Annotated in this window: 7 protein-coding genes and 4 pseudogenes; 3 read left to right on the forward strand and 8 right to left on the reverse strand. The window is 75.3% G+C overall.

Annotation, left to right across the window (positions count from 1 at the left end; genetic code table 11):
* Window positions 1-97: 97 nt before the first annotated feature.
* Together OJ254_RS05720 and OJ254_RS05725 are read right to left on the reverse strand one after the other, a co-directional pair.
* Window positions 98-1,096, reverse strand: coding sequence for an aldo/keto reductase (locus OJ254_RS05720; protein ID WP_265361502.1), 999 nt, complete (start codon window positions 1,094-1,096; stop codon window positions 98-100).
* Between the two features lie 622 nt (window positions 1,097-1,718).
* The gene (locus tag OJ254_RS05725) at window positions 1,719-2,399 is read right to left on the reverse strand and encodes a GDSL-type esterase/lipase family protein (RefSeq protein WP_423836000.1); all 681 of its coding nucleotides are present in this window, start codon (window positions 2,397-2,399) and stop codon (window positions 1,719-1,721) included.
* Window positions 2,400-2,530: 131 nt separating this feature from the next.
* Here OJ254_RS05725 and OJ254_RS05730 point away from each other — a divergent pair, with 131 nt between their 5' ends.
* Window positions 2,531-3,544, forward strand: a complete 1,014-nt coding sequence (locus OJ254_RS05730) for an esterase-like activity of phytase family protein (RefSeq protein WP_265361504.1) — start codon at window positions 2,531-2,533, stop codon at window positions 3,542-3,544.
* A 55-nt stretch (window positions 3,545-3,599) separates the two neighbouring features.
* Here OJ254_RS05730 and OJ254_RS05735 read toward each other — a convergent pair whose 3' ends face one another.
* From OJ254_RS05735 to OJ254_RS05745, 3 genes are all read right to left on the reverse strand, one after another.
* Window positions 3,600-4,010, reverse strand: coding sequence for a PPOX class F420-dependent oxidoreductase (locus OJ254_RS05735; protein ID WP_265361505.1), 411 nt, complete (start codon window positions 4,008-4,010; stop codon window positions 3,600-3,602).
* A 198-nt stretch (window positions 4,011-4,208) separates the two neighbouring features.
* On the reverse strand, window positions 4,209-5,327 hold the full coding sequence (gene serC, locus OJ254_RS05740) for a phosphoserine transaminase (protein ID WP_265361506.1): 1,119 nt from the start codon (window positions 5,325-5,327) through the stop codon (window positions 4,209-4,211).
* A gap of 126 nt (window positions 5,328-5,453) precedes the next feature.
* Window positions 5,454-6,503, reverse strand: coding sequence for a helix-turn-helix transcriptional regulator (locus OJ254_RS05745; protein ID WP_265361507.1), 1,050 nt, complete (start codon window positions 6,501-6,503; stop codon window positions 5,454-5,456).
* A gap of 54 nt (window positions 6,504-6,557) precedes the next feature.
* Here OJ254_RS05745 and OJ254_RS05750 point away from each other — a divergent pair.
* Together OJ254_RS05750 and OJ254_RS05755 are read left to right on the forward strand one after the other, a co-directional pair.
* Window positions 6,558-7,999: pseudogene (locus OJ254_RS05750) on the forward strand (FAD-binding oxidoreductase).
* 27 nt (window positions 8,000-8,026) lie between these two features.
* Window positions 8,027-10,931, forward strand: a pseudogene (locus OJ254_RS05755) (FAD-binding and (Fe-S)-binding domain-containing protein).
* A gap of 61 nt (window positions 10,932-10,992) precedes the next feature.
* Here the strand turns inward: OJ254_RS05755 and OJ254_RS05760 are convergent.
* The 3 genes and pseudogenes from OJ254_RS05760 to OJ254_RS05765 all read right to left on the reverse strand — a co-directional run.
* Window positions 10,993-14,311, reverse strand: a pseudogene (locus tag OJ254_RS05760) (sacsin N-terminal ATP-binding-like domain-containing protein).
* Window positions 14,312-14,526: 215 nt separating this feature from the next.
* Window positions 14,527-14,706 carry a hypothetical protein gene (locus OJ254_RS31420; RefSeq protein ID WP_423836049.1) on the reverse strand — a complete coding sequence of 60 codons (180 nt, stop codon included), beginning with the start codon at window positions 14,704-14,706 and terminating at the stop codon, window positions 14,527-14,529.
* A gap of 18 nt (window positions 14,707-14,724) precedes the next feature.
* Window positions 14,725-15,430 (reverse strand): annotated as a pseudogene (locus OJ254_RS05765) (DUF3027 domain-containing protein); the annotation flags it as partial.
* Window positions 15,431-15,511 lie beyond the last annotated feature (81 nt).

Genomic DNA, 15,511 nt, shown 5'->3' on the forward strand with positions numbered 1-15,511 from the left:
GGACGCGACGTGCGCGGCCCGCGGCTCACGTATCAGGACCGACGGATCAGAGCTCGTGGATCGCGTCCGCAGGCACGGCTTGCGAGCGAACCGGGGTTCACCAGGCGAACGCCTCCGGGGACGGTCCGGGGCCGGGGAAGATCTCGTCCAGCGAGGCGAGCAGCTCGTCCGGGAGTTCCAGCTCGATGGCGCGCAGCGCGGAGGCGAGCTGTCCTGCGGTGCGCGGGCCGACGATCGGGCCGGTGATACCGGGCCGGGTCAGCAGCCAGGCCAGGGCGACCTCGCCGGGCTCCAGGCCGTGCTTGTCGAGCAGGTCCTCGTAGGACTGGATCTGCGCGCGGGTCTTCGCGTCGTTGAGCGAGTCGGCCGAGCGGCCGGAGACCGACCGGGCGCCGCCGCCCTCGCGCTCCTTGCGGAGTGCGCCGCCCAGCAGCCCGCCGTGCAGCGGGGACCAGGGGATGACGCCCAGGCCGTAGCCCTGCGCGGCCGGGATGACCTCCATCTCGGCACGCCGCTCGAAGAGGTTGTAGAGGCACTGCTCGCTGACCAGCCCGTACGAACCGCGGCGCGCGGCCGTCTCGTTGGCGCGGGCGATGTGCCAGCCGGCGTGGTTGGAGGAGCCGGCGTAGAGGATCTTGCCCTGCTGGACGAGGACGTCGATGGCCTGCCAGATCTCGTCCCAGGGGGTGTCCCGGTCGACGTGGTGGAACTGGTAGAGGTCGATGTAGTCGGTGCCCAGCCGCTTGAGGCTGGCGTCCACCGCGCGCCGGATGTTGACGGCGGAGAGCTTGTCGTGGTTGGGCCAGGCCGCCTCGCCGTCCGGGGCCATGTTCGCGTAGACCTTGGTGGCCAGCACGGTCTTGTCGCGCCGGCCGCCGCCCTTGGCGAACCACGAGCCGACGATCTCCTCGGTGCGGCCCTTGTTGTCGCCCCAGCCGTAGACGTTGGCGGTGTCGAAGAAGTTGACGCCCGCGCTGAGCGCCGCGTCCATGATCGTGTGGCTGTCGGCCTCGTCCGTCTGCGGGCCGAAGTTCATCGTCCCGAGGACGAGTCGGCTGACCTTGAGTCCGGTGCGTCCGAGCTGCGTGTACTTCATGGTCGTTCAGCCAACGCCTTTAAGTGCGCTCTAGGCAAGTGCCGTTGGCTGTTGGCCCCACGTACCCGTCTCTCCCGCCGCGGGGCGCTGCGCTTTGCGGTGCCTCCCACGTACTTGGCCGTCCCGCCGTGGTGGTTTCTCGCCGTTGCGCTTTGCGGCGCCCCGCACGTACCTGTCTGCGGCGCCGCGGGGCTCGCTCGCCGTTGCGCCTGCGGCGGGCTAGGTGGTTGTCGGGTGCGGTGACGGACCTCCGGGGCCGGTCGTGTGGACTGCTGACGCTTTACGTCCACACAACCGGCCCCTCCGGCCCGTCCCCTCCCGTTGGGGAGGAAGTTAAGGCCGGTGGGGGTGCACGTAATGCCCACGTGACCGCAGGCAACAGACCAGATCCGCCCCCAACCAGCTCTTACCTCCCACTCACGGGAGGGGCTGGACCGGAGGACGAAGTCTGGAGGGCCGGCACCGCACCCAAAACACCACGCCCGCCGCCAGGCGCAACGGCGAACAACACCCGCGGCGGGAGAGACGGGTACGTGGGAGGCGCCGCCAAGCGCAACGGCGAGCAAGCCCCGCGGCGGGACAGCCAGGTACGTGGGAAGCCAGCCAAGCGCAGCGGACAGGCTCAGACCAGGGGGGCCTGGTACGCCCGCCCGACCCCCCACCCCTGGTGCATCGCGTCGGCGAAGGAGGACGCGAGGAGGTGTTCGCCCCGCTCGGAGGGGTGGGTGCCGTCGTAGGTGGCCAGGTCGATGTGCCAGCCCGGCGGTTCGGAGGCCAGCAGCAGCGGCGAGGTGGGGGTGGACAGGTCGGCGACGGCCTTGGCCAGGAGCTCGTTGAAGTGTGCGCACTCCGCGCCGAACGCCGGGTCCGCCGCCGCCCGCACGTTGGGAATGACCGGCATCAGCACCGCCCGTAGGTGCGGCGCCGCGGCCCGGGCGCCGGCCACGAACTCGCGGACGTTCTCCGCGGTCTGGGCGGCGTTCGTGTAGAAGCCGAGGTCTATCAGGCCGAGCGAGACCAGCAGGGTGTCGGCGCGGTGGTGGCGGACCGTCTCGCCGATCATCGGTGCCATGTGCAGCCAGCCCTCGCCCCATCCGGCGAGGTGTCCGCGGGCGGACTCGGGGAAGTCCGGGTCGCGGTAGGCGTGCGAGGTGGCGGCGTCCTCGGCGGGGTCGTGGAGCGTCCGGCGCGGCCCGACGATCCGGTACGGGCCGCCGAAGCAGGCGTTCAGGTGCTGCCACATCCGGTATCGCCAGGTGTAATCGCCGGCGCTCCCGATCGTCATCGAGTCGCCGACGAACATGATCCTCATCCGGCCATGATGTCCGAGAACCCCTACTGCCGGGTACGTGACGCTGGCCACGCCGGGTGCGCCCGGTCTGCCGCCGGCCTCCCGGGGCCCGCGCCCGGCCCCGCGGATGGCAGTCTGTGCCCATGCGTTCGCTTCTGTGCGCGGCCGGTGCCGCGGGGGCCTTGTGGGTGGGGGCGGTGGCGGTGGTGCCGGCCGCCGCCGATGAGCCGGACGGCTTCACGATCGGCGATCCGCGGATCACCGAGTCCAGCGGCCTGGCCGCCAGCCGCGCGCACCCCGGCATCTACTGGACCCACAACGACAGCGACGACGGCCCGTACGTCTACGCCGTGGACGGCAGGACGGGCCGCACCGTCGCCCGGATCACCCTGCGCGGCATCGGGGCGCCGCGGGACGTGGAGGCGATCTCGCTCGGCCCGGACGGCGACCTCTACCTCGGCGACATCGGCGACAACCTCGGCGGCACCTGGGACCACGTCTGGATCTACCGCTTCCCCGAACCGAAGCGGCTGCGCGACGCCACGGTGACGGCGACCCAGTACACCGTGAAGTACGCGGACGGCCCGCGGGACGCCGAGGCGCTGATGGTGCATCCCCGGACCGGCCGGGTCTACATCGCCAGCAAGAAGCAGGACGGCGGCGGCGCGCTCTACGAGGGGCCGCGGCATCTCACCTCGTCCGGGGTCAACACGTTCCGCAAGGTCGCGCCGGCCGACCTGTGGGTGACGGACGGGGCGTTCTCGCCCGACGGCACCCGGCTGGTGCTGCGCGGTTACTTCGGCGCGCGGATCTTCCGCTGGGAGAACGGCCGTCCCGAGGACCTCGGCAGCGTGGGCGTGCCGATGCAGCAGCAGGGCGAGTCGGTCACCTTCACCCCCGACGGCCGGACGCTGATGTACGGCTCGGAGGGCCGGGACAGCGAGGTCACTCCGGTGGGCCTGAGCAGCGGCCAGCTGCCGGACTCGGCCCGGGCGGGTGGCGGGGAGGACGGCGGGAAGGGGTCCGACTCCGCGTCGGGCAGGGGGAGTTCGGGCGGCAAGGACCTCAACCCCAGCTACGCCAAGGGCGCGCTGGTGCTCGCGGTGGCGACGGCTCTGGTCGTGGTGGTGCGCAGGTTGCTGCGGCGGCGCTCGTAGCGGGGGCGCGCCCGGGAGCGGCGTCCTGGGAGGGGCGTGCCCAGGAAGGGCGTGCCTAGGAGGGGCCGTCCGGTGCCGGCCGCAGTTCGTAGTGCAGGGTCCGTTCCCGCTTCAGCCGGTGCAGCAGGGGCACCAACAGGCCGTGGATGAGCGGGTACTTCCGGGTCAGGGAGCGTTCGGCCCGGCGGTATGCGCGGGTCTGCGGGTCCAGCAGTCGTACCCGGGCGTTGACGGTGGGGCCGGTGGGGCGGCCGCGCCAGGTGCAGGCGCAGATCTCCACGTCCGGGAAGTTCCGCATCCGCTTGGCCTTGCCGGCGCTGCCGTAGGTGCGGAAGTAGGCGTGGTCCCCGTCGACGGCGAGGTTGACCGGGGTGCCGACGCCGGTGCCGTCCCGCTTGTACGTGGTCAGCAGGACCGCCCCTTGCCGCTCGAAGGGGGCGAGGTCGGGGCTCGGGGGAGTCGTCATGCCCCCATACAGGCATATCCGGGCGGTTTCGTCACTCTGCGATGCCTCCGTACGGGTGGCGCTCCGGGGGCCCGTTCGGGTGGTCGTGCGGTCCGGCACCGGGCGGGCGCCGGACAGGCGCGTGACAGGCGCGGACATACCACCGGCCCCGGCGGTCGCCCGCGGGGCCGGTGGTGACGTGTGGTGCGGAACCCGCCGTTACAGCTGGCCGATGACGTAGTCGATGCAGGCCGTCAGGGCCTCGACGTCCGACGGCTCGATCGCCGGGAACATCGCGATGCGCAGCTGGTTGCGGCCGAGCTTGCGGTAGGGCTCGGTGTCGACGATGCCGTTGGCGCGCAGGACCTTGGCGACGGCGGCGGCGTCGACCTCGTCGGTGAAGTCGATCGTGCCGATGACCTGCGAGCGCTTGGCCGGGTCGGTGACGAACGGGGTGGCGTACTTGGCGTCCTCGGCCCAGCCGTAGAGGGTGCGCGAGGAGGTGGCGGTGCGGCGCACCGCCCAGTCCAGGCCGCCCTGGCCGTTGATCCACTCCAGCTGCTCGTTGAGCAGGAAGAGGGTGGACAGCGCCGGGGTGTTGTACGTCTGGTTCTTGCGGGAGTTGTCGATCGCCGTGGGGAGCGAGAAGAACTCCGGGACGTGGCGGCCGGAGGCGTGGATCCGCTCGGCGCGCTCGATGGCGGCCGGGGAGAACACGCCGATCCACAGGCCGCCGTCGGAGGCGAAGGACTTCTGCGGGGCGAAGTAGTAGACGTCGGTCTCGGCGATGTCGACCGGGAGGCCGCCGGCGCCGGAGGTGGCGTCGACCAGGACGAGGGCACCGTCGTCGGCGCCCGCCACCCGCTTGATGGGGGCGGCGACACCGGTCGAGGTCTCGTTGTGGGTGAAGCCGTAGACGTCCACGCCCTGCTCGGCCGACGGCTCCGGGTGGTCGCCCGGGTCGGCGGAGATGACGGTGGGCTCGTCCAGCCACGGCGCCAGCTTGGCGGCCTTGGCGAACTTGGAGGAGAACTCACCGAAGGAGAGGTGCTGGGACTTGCGCTCGATCAGGCCGTGCGTCGCGACGTCCCAGAACGCGGTCGAGCCGCCGTTGCCGAGGACGACCTCGTAGCCCTCGGGGAGCTGGAAGAGGTCGCGCACGCCGTCGCGCACCTTGCCGACCAGGTTCTTGACCGGCGCCTGGCGGTGGGACGTGCCGAGGAGGGAACTGCCGGTGGCGGCCAGGGCGGCCAGCGCCTCCGTCCGCACCTTGGAGGGGCCCGCGCCGAAGCGTCCGTCGGCGGGCTTGATGTCAGCGGGAATCTGGATATCAGCCACGGACGAAGCCTAATCCGTCACCGTGCGCGGTCCGGCGGCACGTCCAGACGGTGAGATGGCGGCGCGTCGTCCGTGGACAGGGCGCGGGGCGGCGGGGCGGGGCGGTGCTACGGCGACAGCAGGGGGCTACGGGTCGGTGGCGTACAGCGCGGTGATGCCGGCCGCGGCCTCGGCCAGCACGCGGCGGGCCTCGGGCGGGGCGAGCACCTCCAGCGCGTCGCCGAACTGCAGCAGCTGCCGCACGGCGCGCAGCACGGGGAAGGCCAGCTCGATGACGGCCCACTGCTCGTCGTGGTCCCCGGCCTCCCGGGCACCGACACCGTCCGCCTCGCCGCCCCCGATCCCGTTCCCGTGCCCGGGCCCGGGCCCGTCCCGGTCACCCGTACGGGGCGGGCCGGTCAGGGCGCCGCCCAGGATCCGTACCGCGAGGTCCAGCCGGTCGCGGCGGATCCGGGCGGTCACCCGGACGTCGGTGGGCCGGTCCTCCACCTGGCGGCGCAGCTGCTGCCAGACCTCGGACAGCTCCACGCCCGGCCGGCGCCGCACCGGGGCGTCGGTGACGACCGCGGACGCGACCCGGTCGGCCCGGAACAGCTGTGGCCTGCCGCGCCGGTCCGCGACGAGGTACCAGGTGCCGGCCTTCGCCACCAGCCCGTAGGGGTCGACGGTGTACGTGCGCAGCCGGGTCTCGCCGCTGTGGCGGTAGCGGATCCGCAGCCGCAGGTCGGTGAAGACGGCAGTCTGCAGCGCGTCCAGGTCGGCCGCCGGGCGGGGGCCGCCGAGCCAGCGGTCCGGGTCGACGAGGATGCGGCGGCCGGTCAGTTCCGCGGCCGGCCGGTGCGGGGCGGGCAGCGCCGCCATCACCTTGCGCAGCGCCGAACCGAGCGCGTCGTCCAGCCCGAGGGCGGTGTGGGCGCCCTGCGCGGCGAGGACGAACAGGGCGCGGGCCTCGTCGGTGGTCATGCCCGTGACGTCGGTGCGGAAGCCGGGCAGCAGGGCGATGCCGCCGTGCCGGCCGCGCTCGGCGTAGACCGGCACGCCGGCCGCGGACAGTGCCTCGACGTCGCGGTAGACGGTGCGGGGGGAGACCTCCAGCCGCTCGGCGAGTTCCCTGGCCGGGACCTGGCCGCGGGTCTGGAGCAGCAGCAGGATCGACAGCAGGCGGTCCGATTTCACACCCCGATTTATATATGACGGTGGGTGTCAACTTATCCCGCGAGAGTACGGGGCATGGAGATCAACGACCTCGCCCCGCAGCCCGCCGCACCGGCCCCGACCGCGCTCGACACCGCCGCCCTCGCCCGGGCCGTCCGCGGCCCCGTCCTGTTCCCCGGCGACGACGGGTACGACGCCGAGCGCACCGGCTTCCAGCTGGCGCACCCGCACCGGCCGGCCGTCATCGTCGGGGCGGCGGGCGTCGACGACGTGGTCGCCGCGGTGCGGTTCGCCGGCGCGCACGGCCTGCCGGTCGCCGTCCAGGCCACCGGGCACGGCCTGGCCGCCGGCACCGACGGCGGCCTGCTGATCACCACGAAGCGGATGGCCGGGGTCACGGTCGATCCGGTGGCCCGCACCGCGCGGGTGGCGGCCGGCGCGGTCTGGGGCCAGGTCGTCGAGGCGGCCGCCCCGCACGGACTCGCGCCGCTCAACGGCTCGTCCCCGGGCGTCGGCGTCATCTCGTACACCCTCGGGGCGGGGTGGGTGTCCTGGCCCGCACCTACGGCTACGCCGCCGACCACGTCCGCGCCGTGGACCTGGTCACCGCCGACGGCCGGCTGCGCCACGTCACCGCCGAGCGGGACCCCGAGCTGTTCGGGGCACTGCTCGGCGGCGGCCACGGCCTCGGCGTGGTCACCGCGATGGAGTTCGCGCTGATGCCGGTGGCCCGGCTCTACGGCGGCCAGCTGGTGTTCGGCGCCGAGCACGTCGACGACGTACTGGCCGCGTATCTGCGCTGGACGGAGACCGTGCCCGACGAACTGACCTCGTCCGTCGCCCTGATCGCCTACCCCGACCTGCCGCAGCTGCCCGAGCAACTGCGCGGCCGGTATCTGGCGCATGTGCGCATCGCCTACACGGGCGGCGCGGAGCGGGGCGAGCAACTGGTGGCGCCGCTGCGGGCGGTGGGCCCGCGGGTCGGCGACGACCTGCGCGAGATGCCGTACGCCGAGTCGCACACCATCCACCGCGACCCCAGCGACCCGCACGCCTACGACGGGGACAACGCGCTGCTCAGCGATCTGGACGCGGCGGCGCTGCGCCGGGTGGCACGGCTCACCGGGCCGGCCGCGCCGACCATGTGCGTGGTGCAGCTCAATCACCTCGGCGGTGCGCTGGCCGCCCCGGCCGGCTCCGGCACCGTCGGTCACCGCGCCGCCCGTTACGCGCTGCGCCTCCTCTCGCCGCTCCAGGGCGACGACCTGGGGACCGTACGGGCGCTGCACGCCGAGGCGCTGGCCGCCGTCGAGCCCTGGCGGCTCGGCCGGAGCGTGAACTTCCTCTTCGGCCGCCACGGGGAGCGGCCGGACGCCGCGGAGGTCGCCCGCAGTGTCCACGACGCCGCCGCGCGGCGCCGGCTCGCCGCCCTCTCGTCCCGTCTCGATCCGCAGCGCCTCTTCCGCTTCCACCCGGCCACGGCCGCCACACCGGACGGCCCGCGGGCCGTCGCATGACCCCGCCCCAGTGGGCAGGCTGGAGACATGGCTGAGCGCACGCAGACGGAGCAGCGGAACCTGGCCCGGGAACTGTCGGCCGCGGTGCGGGGGGAGGTCTCGTTCACCGCGGCCGACCGGGCGCTGATGACGATGGACGCGTCCAACTACCGCCGGGTGCCGCAGGCGGTGGTCGCCCCCAGGGACGCCGATGATGTCGCCGCGGCACTACGGGTGTGCCGGGAGCACGGCGTGCCCGTGGTGCCGCGCGGCGGCGGGACCAGCATCGCGGGGCAGGCCACCGGCGTCGGGGTGGTCCTGGACTTCACCCGCCACATGCGGCGGATCGTTTCGCTGGACCCGGCGGCGCGCACCGCCGTCGTCCAGCCCGGCGTGGTCCTGGACGACCTGCGGGCGGCGGCCGGCGCCCACGGGCTGACCTTCGGCCCCGACCCGTCCACGCACAGCCGCTGCACCCTCGGCGGCATGATCGGCAACAACGCCTGCGGCTCGCACTCGGTCGCCTGGGGCACCACCGCCGACAACGTCCGCGAACTGGCCCTGCTCACCTACGGCGGCGAGGGCGTACGGGCCGGCCGGGGCGCCGACGCCACCGGCGCCCCCAGCGGCCTCCCGCCGCGTCTGCGGGACGGCGTGAAGGCCCTCGTCGACCGCGAACTGGCCCTGCTGCGCACCGGCTACCCCGACCTCCCCCGCCGCATCTCCGGCTACGCCCTCGACGCGCTGCTGCCGGAACGGGGCACCGACCTGGCCCGTGCCCTCACCGGCAGCGAGGGCACCCTCGGCGTGCTGACCGAGGCGACCGTACGGCTGGTGGAGACCCCCGCGGCCCGGGCGCTCGCCATCCTCGGCTACCCGGACGAGGGCGCCGCCGCCGAGGCCGCCCACACCCTCCTGGTCCGGCGTCCGTTGACCGTCGAGGGCATGGCCGCCGATCTGGTGGGCGACGCGGCCGGGCTGCCCCGGGGCGGCGCCTGGCTGTTCGTGGAGACGGGCGGTGCGAGCCCGGCGGAGGCGGCGGCCAACGCCGAGGCGCTGTGCCGGGCGGCGGCCGCGGACGGCAGCACCGACCACACCGTCGTCACCGATCCGGCCGGCCAGCGCACGCTGTGGCGGATCCGCGAGGACGCCTCCGGCACCGCGACCCGTATGCCGGACGGCTCGGAGGCGTGGCCCGGCTGGGAGGACTGCGCCGTCCCGCCCGACCGGCTCGGCCCCTACCTGCGGGACTTCCGCGCCCTGCTGGCGCAGCACGGCCTGCGCGGCACCCCCTACGGCCACTTCGGCGACGGCTGCATCCACATCCGCATCGACTTCGACCTGCTCACCCCGCCCGGTATCCGCCGCTTCCGCGCCTTCTCCCACGACCTGGCCGGACTCGTCGTCGCGCACGGCGGCTCGCTCTCCGGCGAACACGGCGACGGGCAGGCCCGCGCCGAACTCCTGCCGAAGATGTACGGACCCGAACTGGTCGGTCTCTTCGGCGACTTCAAGACGCTCTGGGACCCGGCCGCCGGCCTCAACCCGGCATGCTCGTGCGCCCCGCCCGGCTCGACGACAACCTCCGCTTCGACCCGCTGCCGAGGAAGCCGGTCCCGGTCGCCTTCGGCTACCCGCACGACGGCGGTGACTTCACCGCGGCCGTCCGCCGCTGCGTGGGCGTCGCCAAATGCCGCAACGCCGCGAGCGCCCCCGGCTCCCCGGACGTGATGTGCCCGTCCTTCCGCGCCACCGGCGAGGAACAGCACTCCACCCGCGGCCGGGCCCGCCTGCTGCACGAGATGCTCGCCGGCGAGGTGCTCACCGACGGCTGGCGGTCCCCCGAGGTGCGCGACGCCCTCGACCTGTGCCTGTCCTGCAAGGGCTGCCGCAGCGACTGCCCGGTCGGCGTCGACATGGCCACGTACAAGGCGGAGTTCCTGCACCACCACTACGAGGGCCGGCTGCGCCCCGCCGCCCACTACACCCTCGGCCGCCTCCCCCAATGGCTGCGCCTCGCGGCCCCCGTGGCGCCCGCCGTCAACGCCCTGTCCCGCACCCCCCTCGCCGCCACCCTGGCGGGCCGCCTCGCGGGTCTCACCCCGGAGCGGCCGCTGCCGGCGCTGGCCACGAAGACCTTCACCCGGTGGTGGTGGCAGCGGCGGCGAGGGGAAGGAACGGCAGGAAGCACCTCCGGTCGCCCGGTCATCCTCTGGCCCGACACCTTCACCAACCACCTCGCGCCCCAGGTCGGGCGCGCCGCCGTCCAGGTCCTCGAAGCCGCCGGACTGCGCCCGTTGCTCCCCCCGACGGCACCCCCGCGCCCCGGCCTCCGCCTCCGCCGGCACCGGCCCCTGTGCTGCGGCCTGACCTACGTCTCCACCGGCCAGCTCGACCGGGCCCGCCAGGTCATGCGCCGCACCGTCGACGCCCTGTCCCCCCTCCTCGGACCCGGCCGCCCGCTCGTCGTCCTCGAACCGAGCTGCGCCGCGGCCCTCCGCACCGACCTCCCCGAGCTCCTCCCCGACGACCCCCGCGCCGCCCGCCTCGCGTCCGCCGTCCGCACCTTCGCCGAGACCCTGGAGCAGTACGCCCCCGACTGGCGGCCGCCCCGCCTGGACCGCCCGGTCGCCGGCCAGACCACTGCCACCAGCACGCGGTCCTCGGCGACGCCGCGGACCGCCGCCTCCGCGACCGCGCCGGGCTCACCGGCCCCCTCTCCGGCGGCTGCTGCGGCCTGGCCGGCAACTTCGGCTACGAACGCGGCCACTACGAGGTGTCGGTCGCCTGCGCCGAGGACCAGCTCCTCCCGGCGGTACGCCGGGCCACCCCGGACACCGAAATCCTCGCGGACGGCTTCTCCTGCCGCACCCAGCTCCAGCAGCTCGGCGACCGACCGGGACGGCACCTGGCGGAAGTACTGGCGGAGGGGCTGGGGGACGAGACCGGCTGAGGTTCCCGGCGGACGCCTTCGGCACCGGCCGGACGCGGGGGCTCGTTCCCCGGCCGTGCCGTCAGTCGAACCAGCGCGCGCGTTCCAGTTCGTCTCCCCGGTCGGGGTCCTCCAGGAGGGCGGCGACCTCGAAGCGGCGGGGCCACTGGGCGGTGGCCCAGGCGAGGCCGGCGGCCACGCCCTCCAGAGTGGCGGCGTGGAGGGTGCCGTCGGGGGTCCAGCGCCAGTCGAGTTCGGTGGTGGCGGCCGGGCCACCGGCGGTGTCCGGGGCGGCGGTGACGAGGAGTTCCTCGTGCTCGTCGTAGGTGGACGGGGTGGTGGGGCCGAGGAGGGTGCGGACCGCCGGGGGGACCTCGTGGCGGACGCCCTCGGAGCGGACCTCGGCGGTGACCACCTCGCTCAGCCGGCGCACCTGGAGGAGTTCGGCCAGATCGGCGGCGCGGTCCGGGCTGACCGGGAGCAGCGCCAGGCCGGTCGCGAGCGGCATCAGGTCGGGGGCGTCGGCGACGACCGCGTCCACGGCGTCCACCACCCGGACCTCGGTGTCCACCACGGCGCGCAAGGAGTCGGGGAGGGTGACCTGGTCGGGGTCGAGGTTCGCCAGCAGGCCGTAGAGGGCGTGGAGTTGGGCGGCGCCGACGGGGTGGTCCGGGTCGGCGAGCCGGCCGAGGAGTTCCGCGGCGCCGCCGGGTTCGTCGAGGAGGGCGGCGACGGAGGTGCGGACGCCGAGGGCGCGCAGCACCTGGGCGTCGACGTCACCGGCGTCCGCGGATTCGTAGAGGCCGGCCAGCAGCGGGTCGCCGCCGGCCGAGCGCAGCCCGGCGGGGCGGCGGCCGTCCAGGACCGGGTGGCCGCGCAGCCACCAGGCCGTGTAGGGGCGGACGGATTCGGTGGTGCCGTCGGGGAGGAGGACGCGGACCGGGCGGTCAGCGCGTCGCGCAGCGGCGGCCGGGAGAGCATGGCCAGGACCTCGGGCCAGGCGTCGTCGTCGACCAGGTCGAGGTCGCGGACGGCGACCAGTTCGGTGACGACCGGCGGCACCGGGGTCTCGGGGAGGGTGTCGAGGACGTCCTCGCACCAGACGTCGACGGCGTCGAGCAGGCCGACGTCGTCGGGCTCGGCGAAGTCCGTGTCGCGCGGCTCCATCTCGTCCGGGTCGAGGACGACGTCGGTGGCGCGGACGAGGGCGAAGCCGGCCATGACGCCGACCGCGGTCAGCGGCTGCTCGCCCCAGCGGGCCGCCAGGCCGGCGTCGCAGGCGGGCAGTTCGCCCTCGCGGATGACCCGTTCGAAGTCGCTGCCGGGGTGGACGAGCTCACCGGCCGGGGCCAGCTCGCCGTCCTCGTCGGGGAGGGCGAGGGCGCCCAGCCAGGGCTCGTCGCCCGGGGCGAGGTTGGCGTCGCGGACCAGGCCGAGGACGGTCTCGGCCAGTTCCTCGGAGCCGAGCGGGCCACCGGGGCCGGCGCCGCCGAGGTCGTCGTCGGGGAAGAGGTCGTAGGCGTCCTCGTCGGCGTCGAGGGAGTTCGCCACGGCGGCGCGCACCTGGGGCGTGGTCAGCACGGCGCGGGGCGCGGCGGGCGTGGCGCCGAGCTTCTCCAGGAGCGGGTGGACGGCCTCGGGGTGGGCGACCTTCAGGCCGAGCCGGGCGAGGGTGCGGTGCCGGGCGGCGGACCCGCCGTCCTCGTCGGGGCCGCCGTCGGGCAGCGGCAGCAGGACCTGGCGGGGGCCGATGGTGGTGCGTACCGCGCCGTGCGCGCCGGCCGGGCCGGGCGTCGCGGTGCCGGCCAGCGGCACCGGCAGGCCGGTGAGGCGGTCGGGGTCGGTGCCGGCCAGCGCGTCGTAGAGCCGCCACCACCAGCCCGGCGGGCGTTCGACACCGGCGAGCCGGTCGACCATCTCCCCGAGCGGGACCCGGGTCACGCCCAACGCCCGGAGCTCCGGGCGGCGTTCGAGGCCGGCGGGGAGCAGGCTGGGGAAGAGTTCGGCGAGGACGGCGACGGTCGCGCCGCCCGCGCCCTCCAGCAGTTCGGCCTCGGTGGGCCGCAGGACGTAGCGCGGGGTGTCCGCGGTGCCCTCGGTGTCGTCCCACTCGTCGCGCGGTGCGCCCGGGGCTCGGGCTGCTCGCCGGCGCCGGTCGCGGTGGCGGCCGGTGCGGCGGCGCTCGGCAGGAAGCGGACCCGCGGGAGCAGGTCGAGCACCTGGCGGCGCAGTTCGCCGTCCAGGCCGCCCTTGCCCAGCGGTCCGGGCACCAGGTCGAGGCTGCCGGCGGTCACCGGCTGCCAGCCGGCCAGCAGGTCCGCGTACGCCGCGGCGGCCCGTCCGACCAGGAAGTCCGCGAACGGGCCGGGCGCGACGTGGCGGCGGGTCGGCTCCAGCGGGAAGGAGGCGATGAGCAGGGCGGGCAGGCCGAGCGGCTCGTCGGTGGGTGTCGGGGCGTGCACGACCGGCGCGGTCCGCGGGCGTGCCGGGGCGCCGTCGGCGTCCACCGGAACCGCCCAGGTCACCGACCAGAACGGGCGCAGCCGCTCCTCGACGGGCCGGTCGGCGAGCAGTGCGGGGTCCAGCCGGCCGCTGTCGGACGCCACCCGCCAGCGGGTGGTGCCGCGCTCGCTGTCCTCGACGACGAGGTACGGCCCCTGCCGGGTCTGCCGCAACTCCCGTACGCCTTCGGGGGTTTCGACGATGACCTCGGCCAGGCCGGGGAGGGTGAGCAGCAGCGCGTCGTCGATGGCGGCGAGCAGCCGCTCGGCGAGGTCCTGGGCGGCGCCGTCGCGCAGCGGCAGGACGACGGCGGTGTCGTAGCCCTCGGGTGCGGTGCCCTCGGCGGGCAGCGGGAGCCGGAGCAGCGGTACGTGGCCCTCGCGGCGGCGCAGCTCACCGCCGAGGCCGGGGCTGTGCGCAGCCACTTCCTCGGTCAGCGCGCGGGCCTCGGCCAGCGACCAGCGGACGCCGCCGGTGCGGCCCACGAGTGCCGGTTCGTCGCTGACGGAGAGCACGGCGGCGAAGCCGACGCCGAAGCGGCCGACCGCGCCGGCCGCCACGCTGGCCTCGCGCTTGGCGGAGGCGCGCAGCGTCGAGAGCGATTCGACGCCGGTGGCGTCGATCGGGGCGCCGGTGTTGGAGGCGACGAGGACGGCGGGGGCGTCGCCGTCGGCCGGGTGCAGGGTCAGCCGGAGCCGGCCGGGGACGCCGGCCCGGGCGGCCGCGTCGGCGGCGTTCTGCGCCAGCTCCACGGCGAGGCGGTCGCGGTAGCCGCCGAGCGCGAGGTCCTCCTCCGCGTTGGCGTCCTCCCGGAACCGGGCGGGTGAGGCGGCCCAGGCGTCCAGCACACCGCGCCGCAGCCGAGCCGTCCCGAACGGGTCGCCGGCTGCGCCTCGCACCCACGACGTAGCTGCCACGTCTTCGTCTCCTCTGTGTCCGTCGGTTGCCCTGACGGTATCGCCCCACGTTGCCGGCCGCGGCGCCGCGGCCGCCCGCGGCGGGGAGGGGTGGGTCCGGGCCCGTGCGGTGGGGCGCCCCGCCCGGTGGGGGACGGCGAAGGGGCCGGGTCGGCCGCGCCCCGAGGGGCGGCCGGGCCCGGCCCCTGACGACGCCCTCAGCTGTGGCCCAGCTCCTCCGCCGGGCCGGCTTCCTCCACGGATCCGCCGTCGCGCTCCGGCCGCAGGGCCAGCGGTTCGACGACGGTCTCGTCGACCACCGGCGGGGCGGGGCGCGGCGGCTTCGGCATGACGGCGGCCTCGGAGTGGGCGCCGCAGCCGTACGAGAGGGAGACCACGCGGCCGTCCGCGGGGGCGAACTCGTTGGCGCAGACGCCGAACGCCTGGCGCAGCGAGCCCGTGAGCGGGTGAGGAAGCCGCAGGTCATGCAGGTCGCGGGGGCCGCCTGGGCCATCGGGGTCTTGGCGCCGAAGGCTTCTTCCCAGCGGTCGGCGGCGGCGTGCAGGCCGTAGCGGGACAGGACCCGGGCGCGGGCCATGCCGAGTTCCCCGGCGACGTCGGCGATGCCGCCGCGGGCGGGGGCGGGCTGGACCGCGGGCGAGCCGGGGAGGACGTCGGCCTCTTCGGAGTCGGCGACGTCGGCGGCCATGCCCTCGGCGACCGGGGAGTTCGGCGGCGGGACGTCCTCGCCGGTGAAGCCGGGCTCCAGGCGGAGGTCGTCGGCCTCGGTGGGCAGCAGGTCGCCGGGGCCCATGTCGCCGGGCGGAGGCGTTCGCTCCAGGGCACCCACTCGGGGGCGAGCAGGGCGTCGGGGCCGGGCAGCAGGACCGTCTCGTCGAGGGTGACGACCTTGGCGCGGGAGGCGCGGGCGACCGTCACGCCCCAGCGCCAGCCGCGGTATCCGGGTTCGTTGCAGGCGAAGAGATGGGTGACGACGCGGTCGCCGTCGGCCACGGCCTCGATGTGCTCGCCGACCATGCCGGGGAGTGCGGTCTCCTCCGCCGCCGCCCGGGCGAGGTCGACCGCCTCGGCGCACAGGCGGTCAGGGGTACGGCTTCGCATCGCAGCACTCACAAGAATCGATTCTCTCTTCCACGCCGTCTCACGAGTGCGCCAGCCGGAGCTGTCCTTGTCCGTCCGGAG

Source organism: Streptomyces endophytica, from assembly GCF_026153355.1.
In the GTDB taxonomy this organism is placed as follows: domain Bacteria; phylum Actinomycetota; class Actinomycetes; order Streptomycetales; family Streptomycetaceae; genus Streptomyces; species Streptomyces endophytica.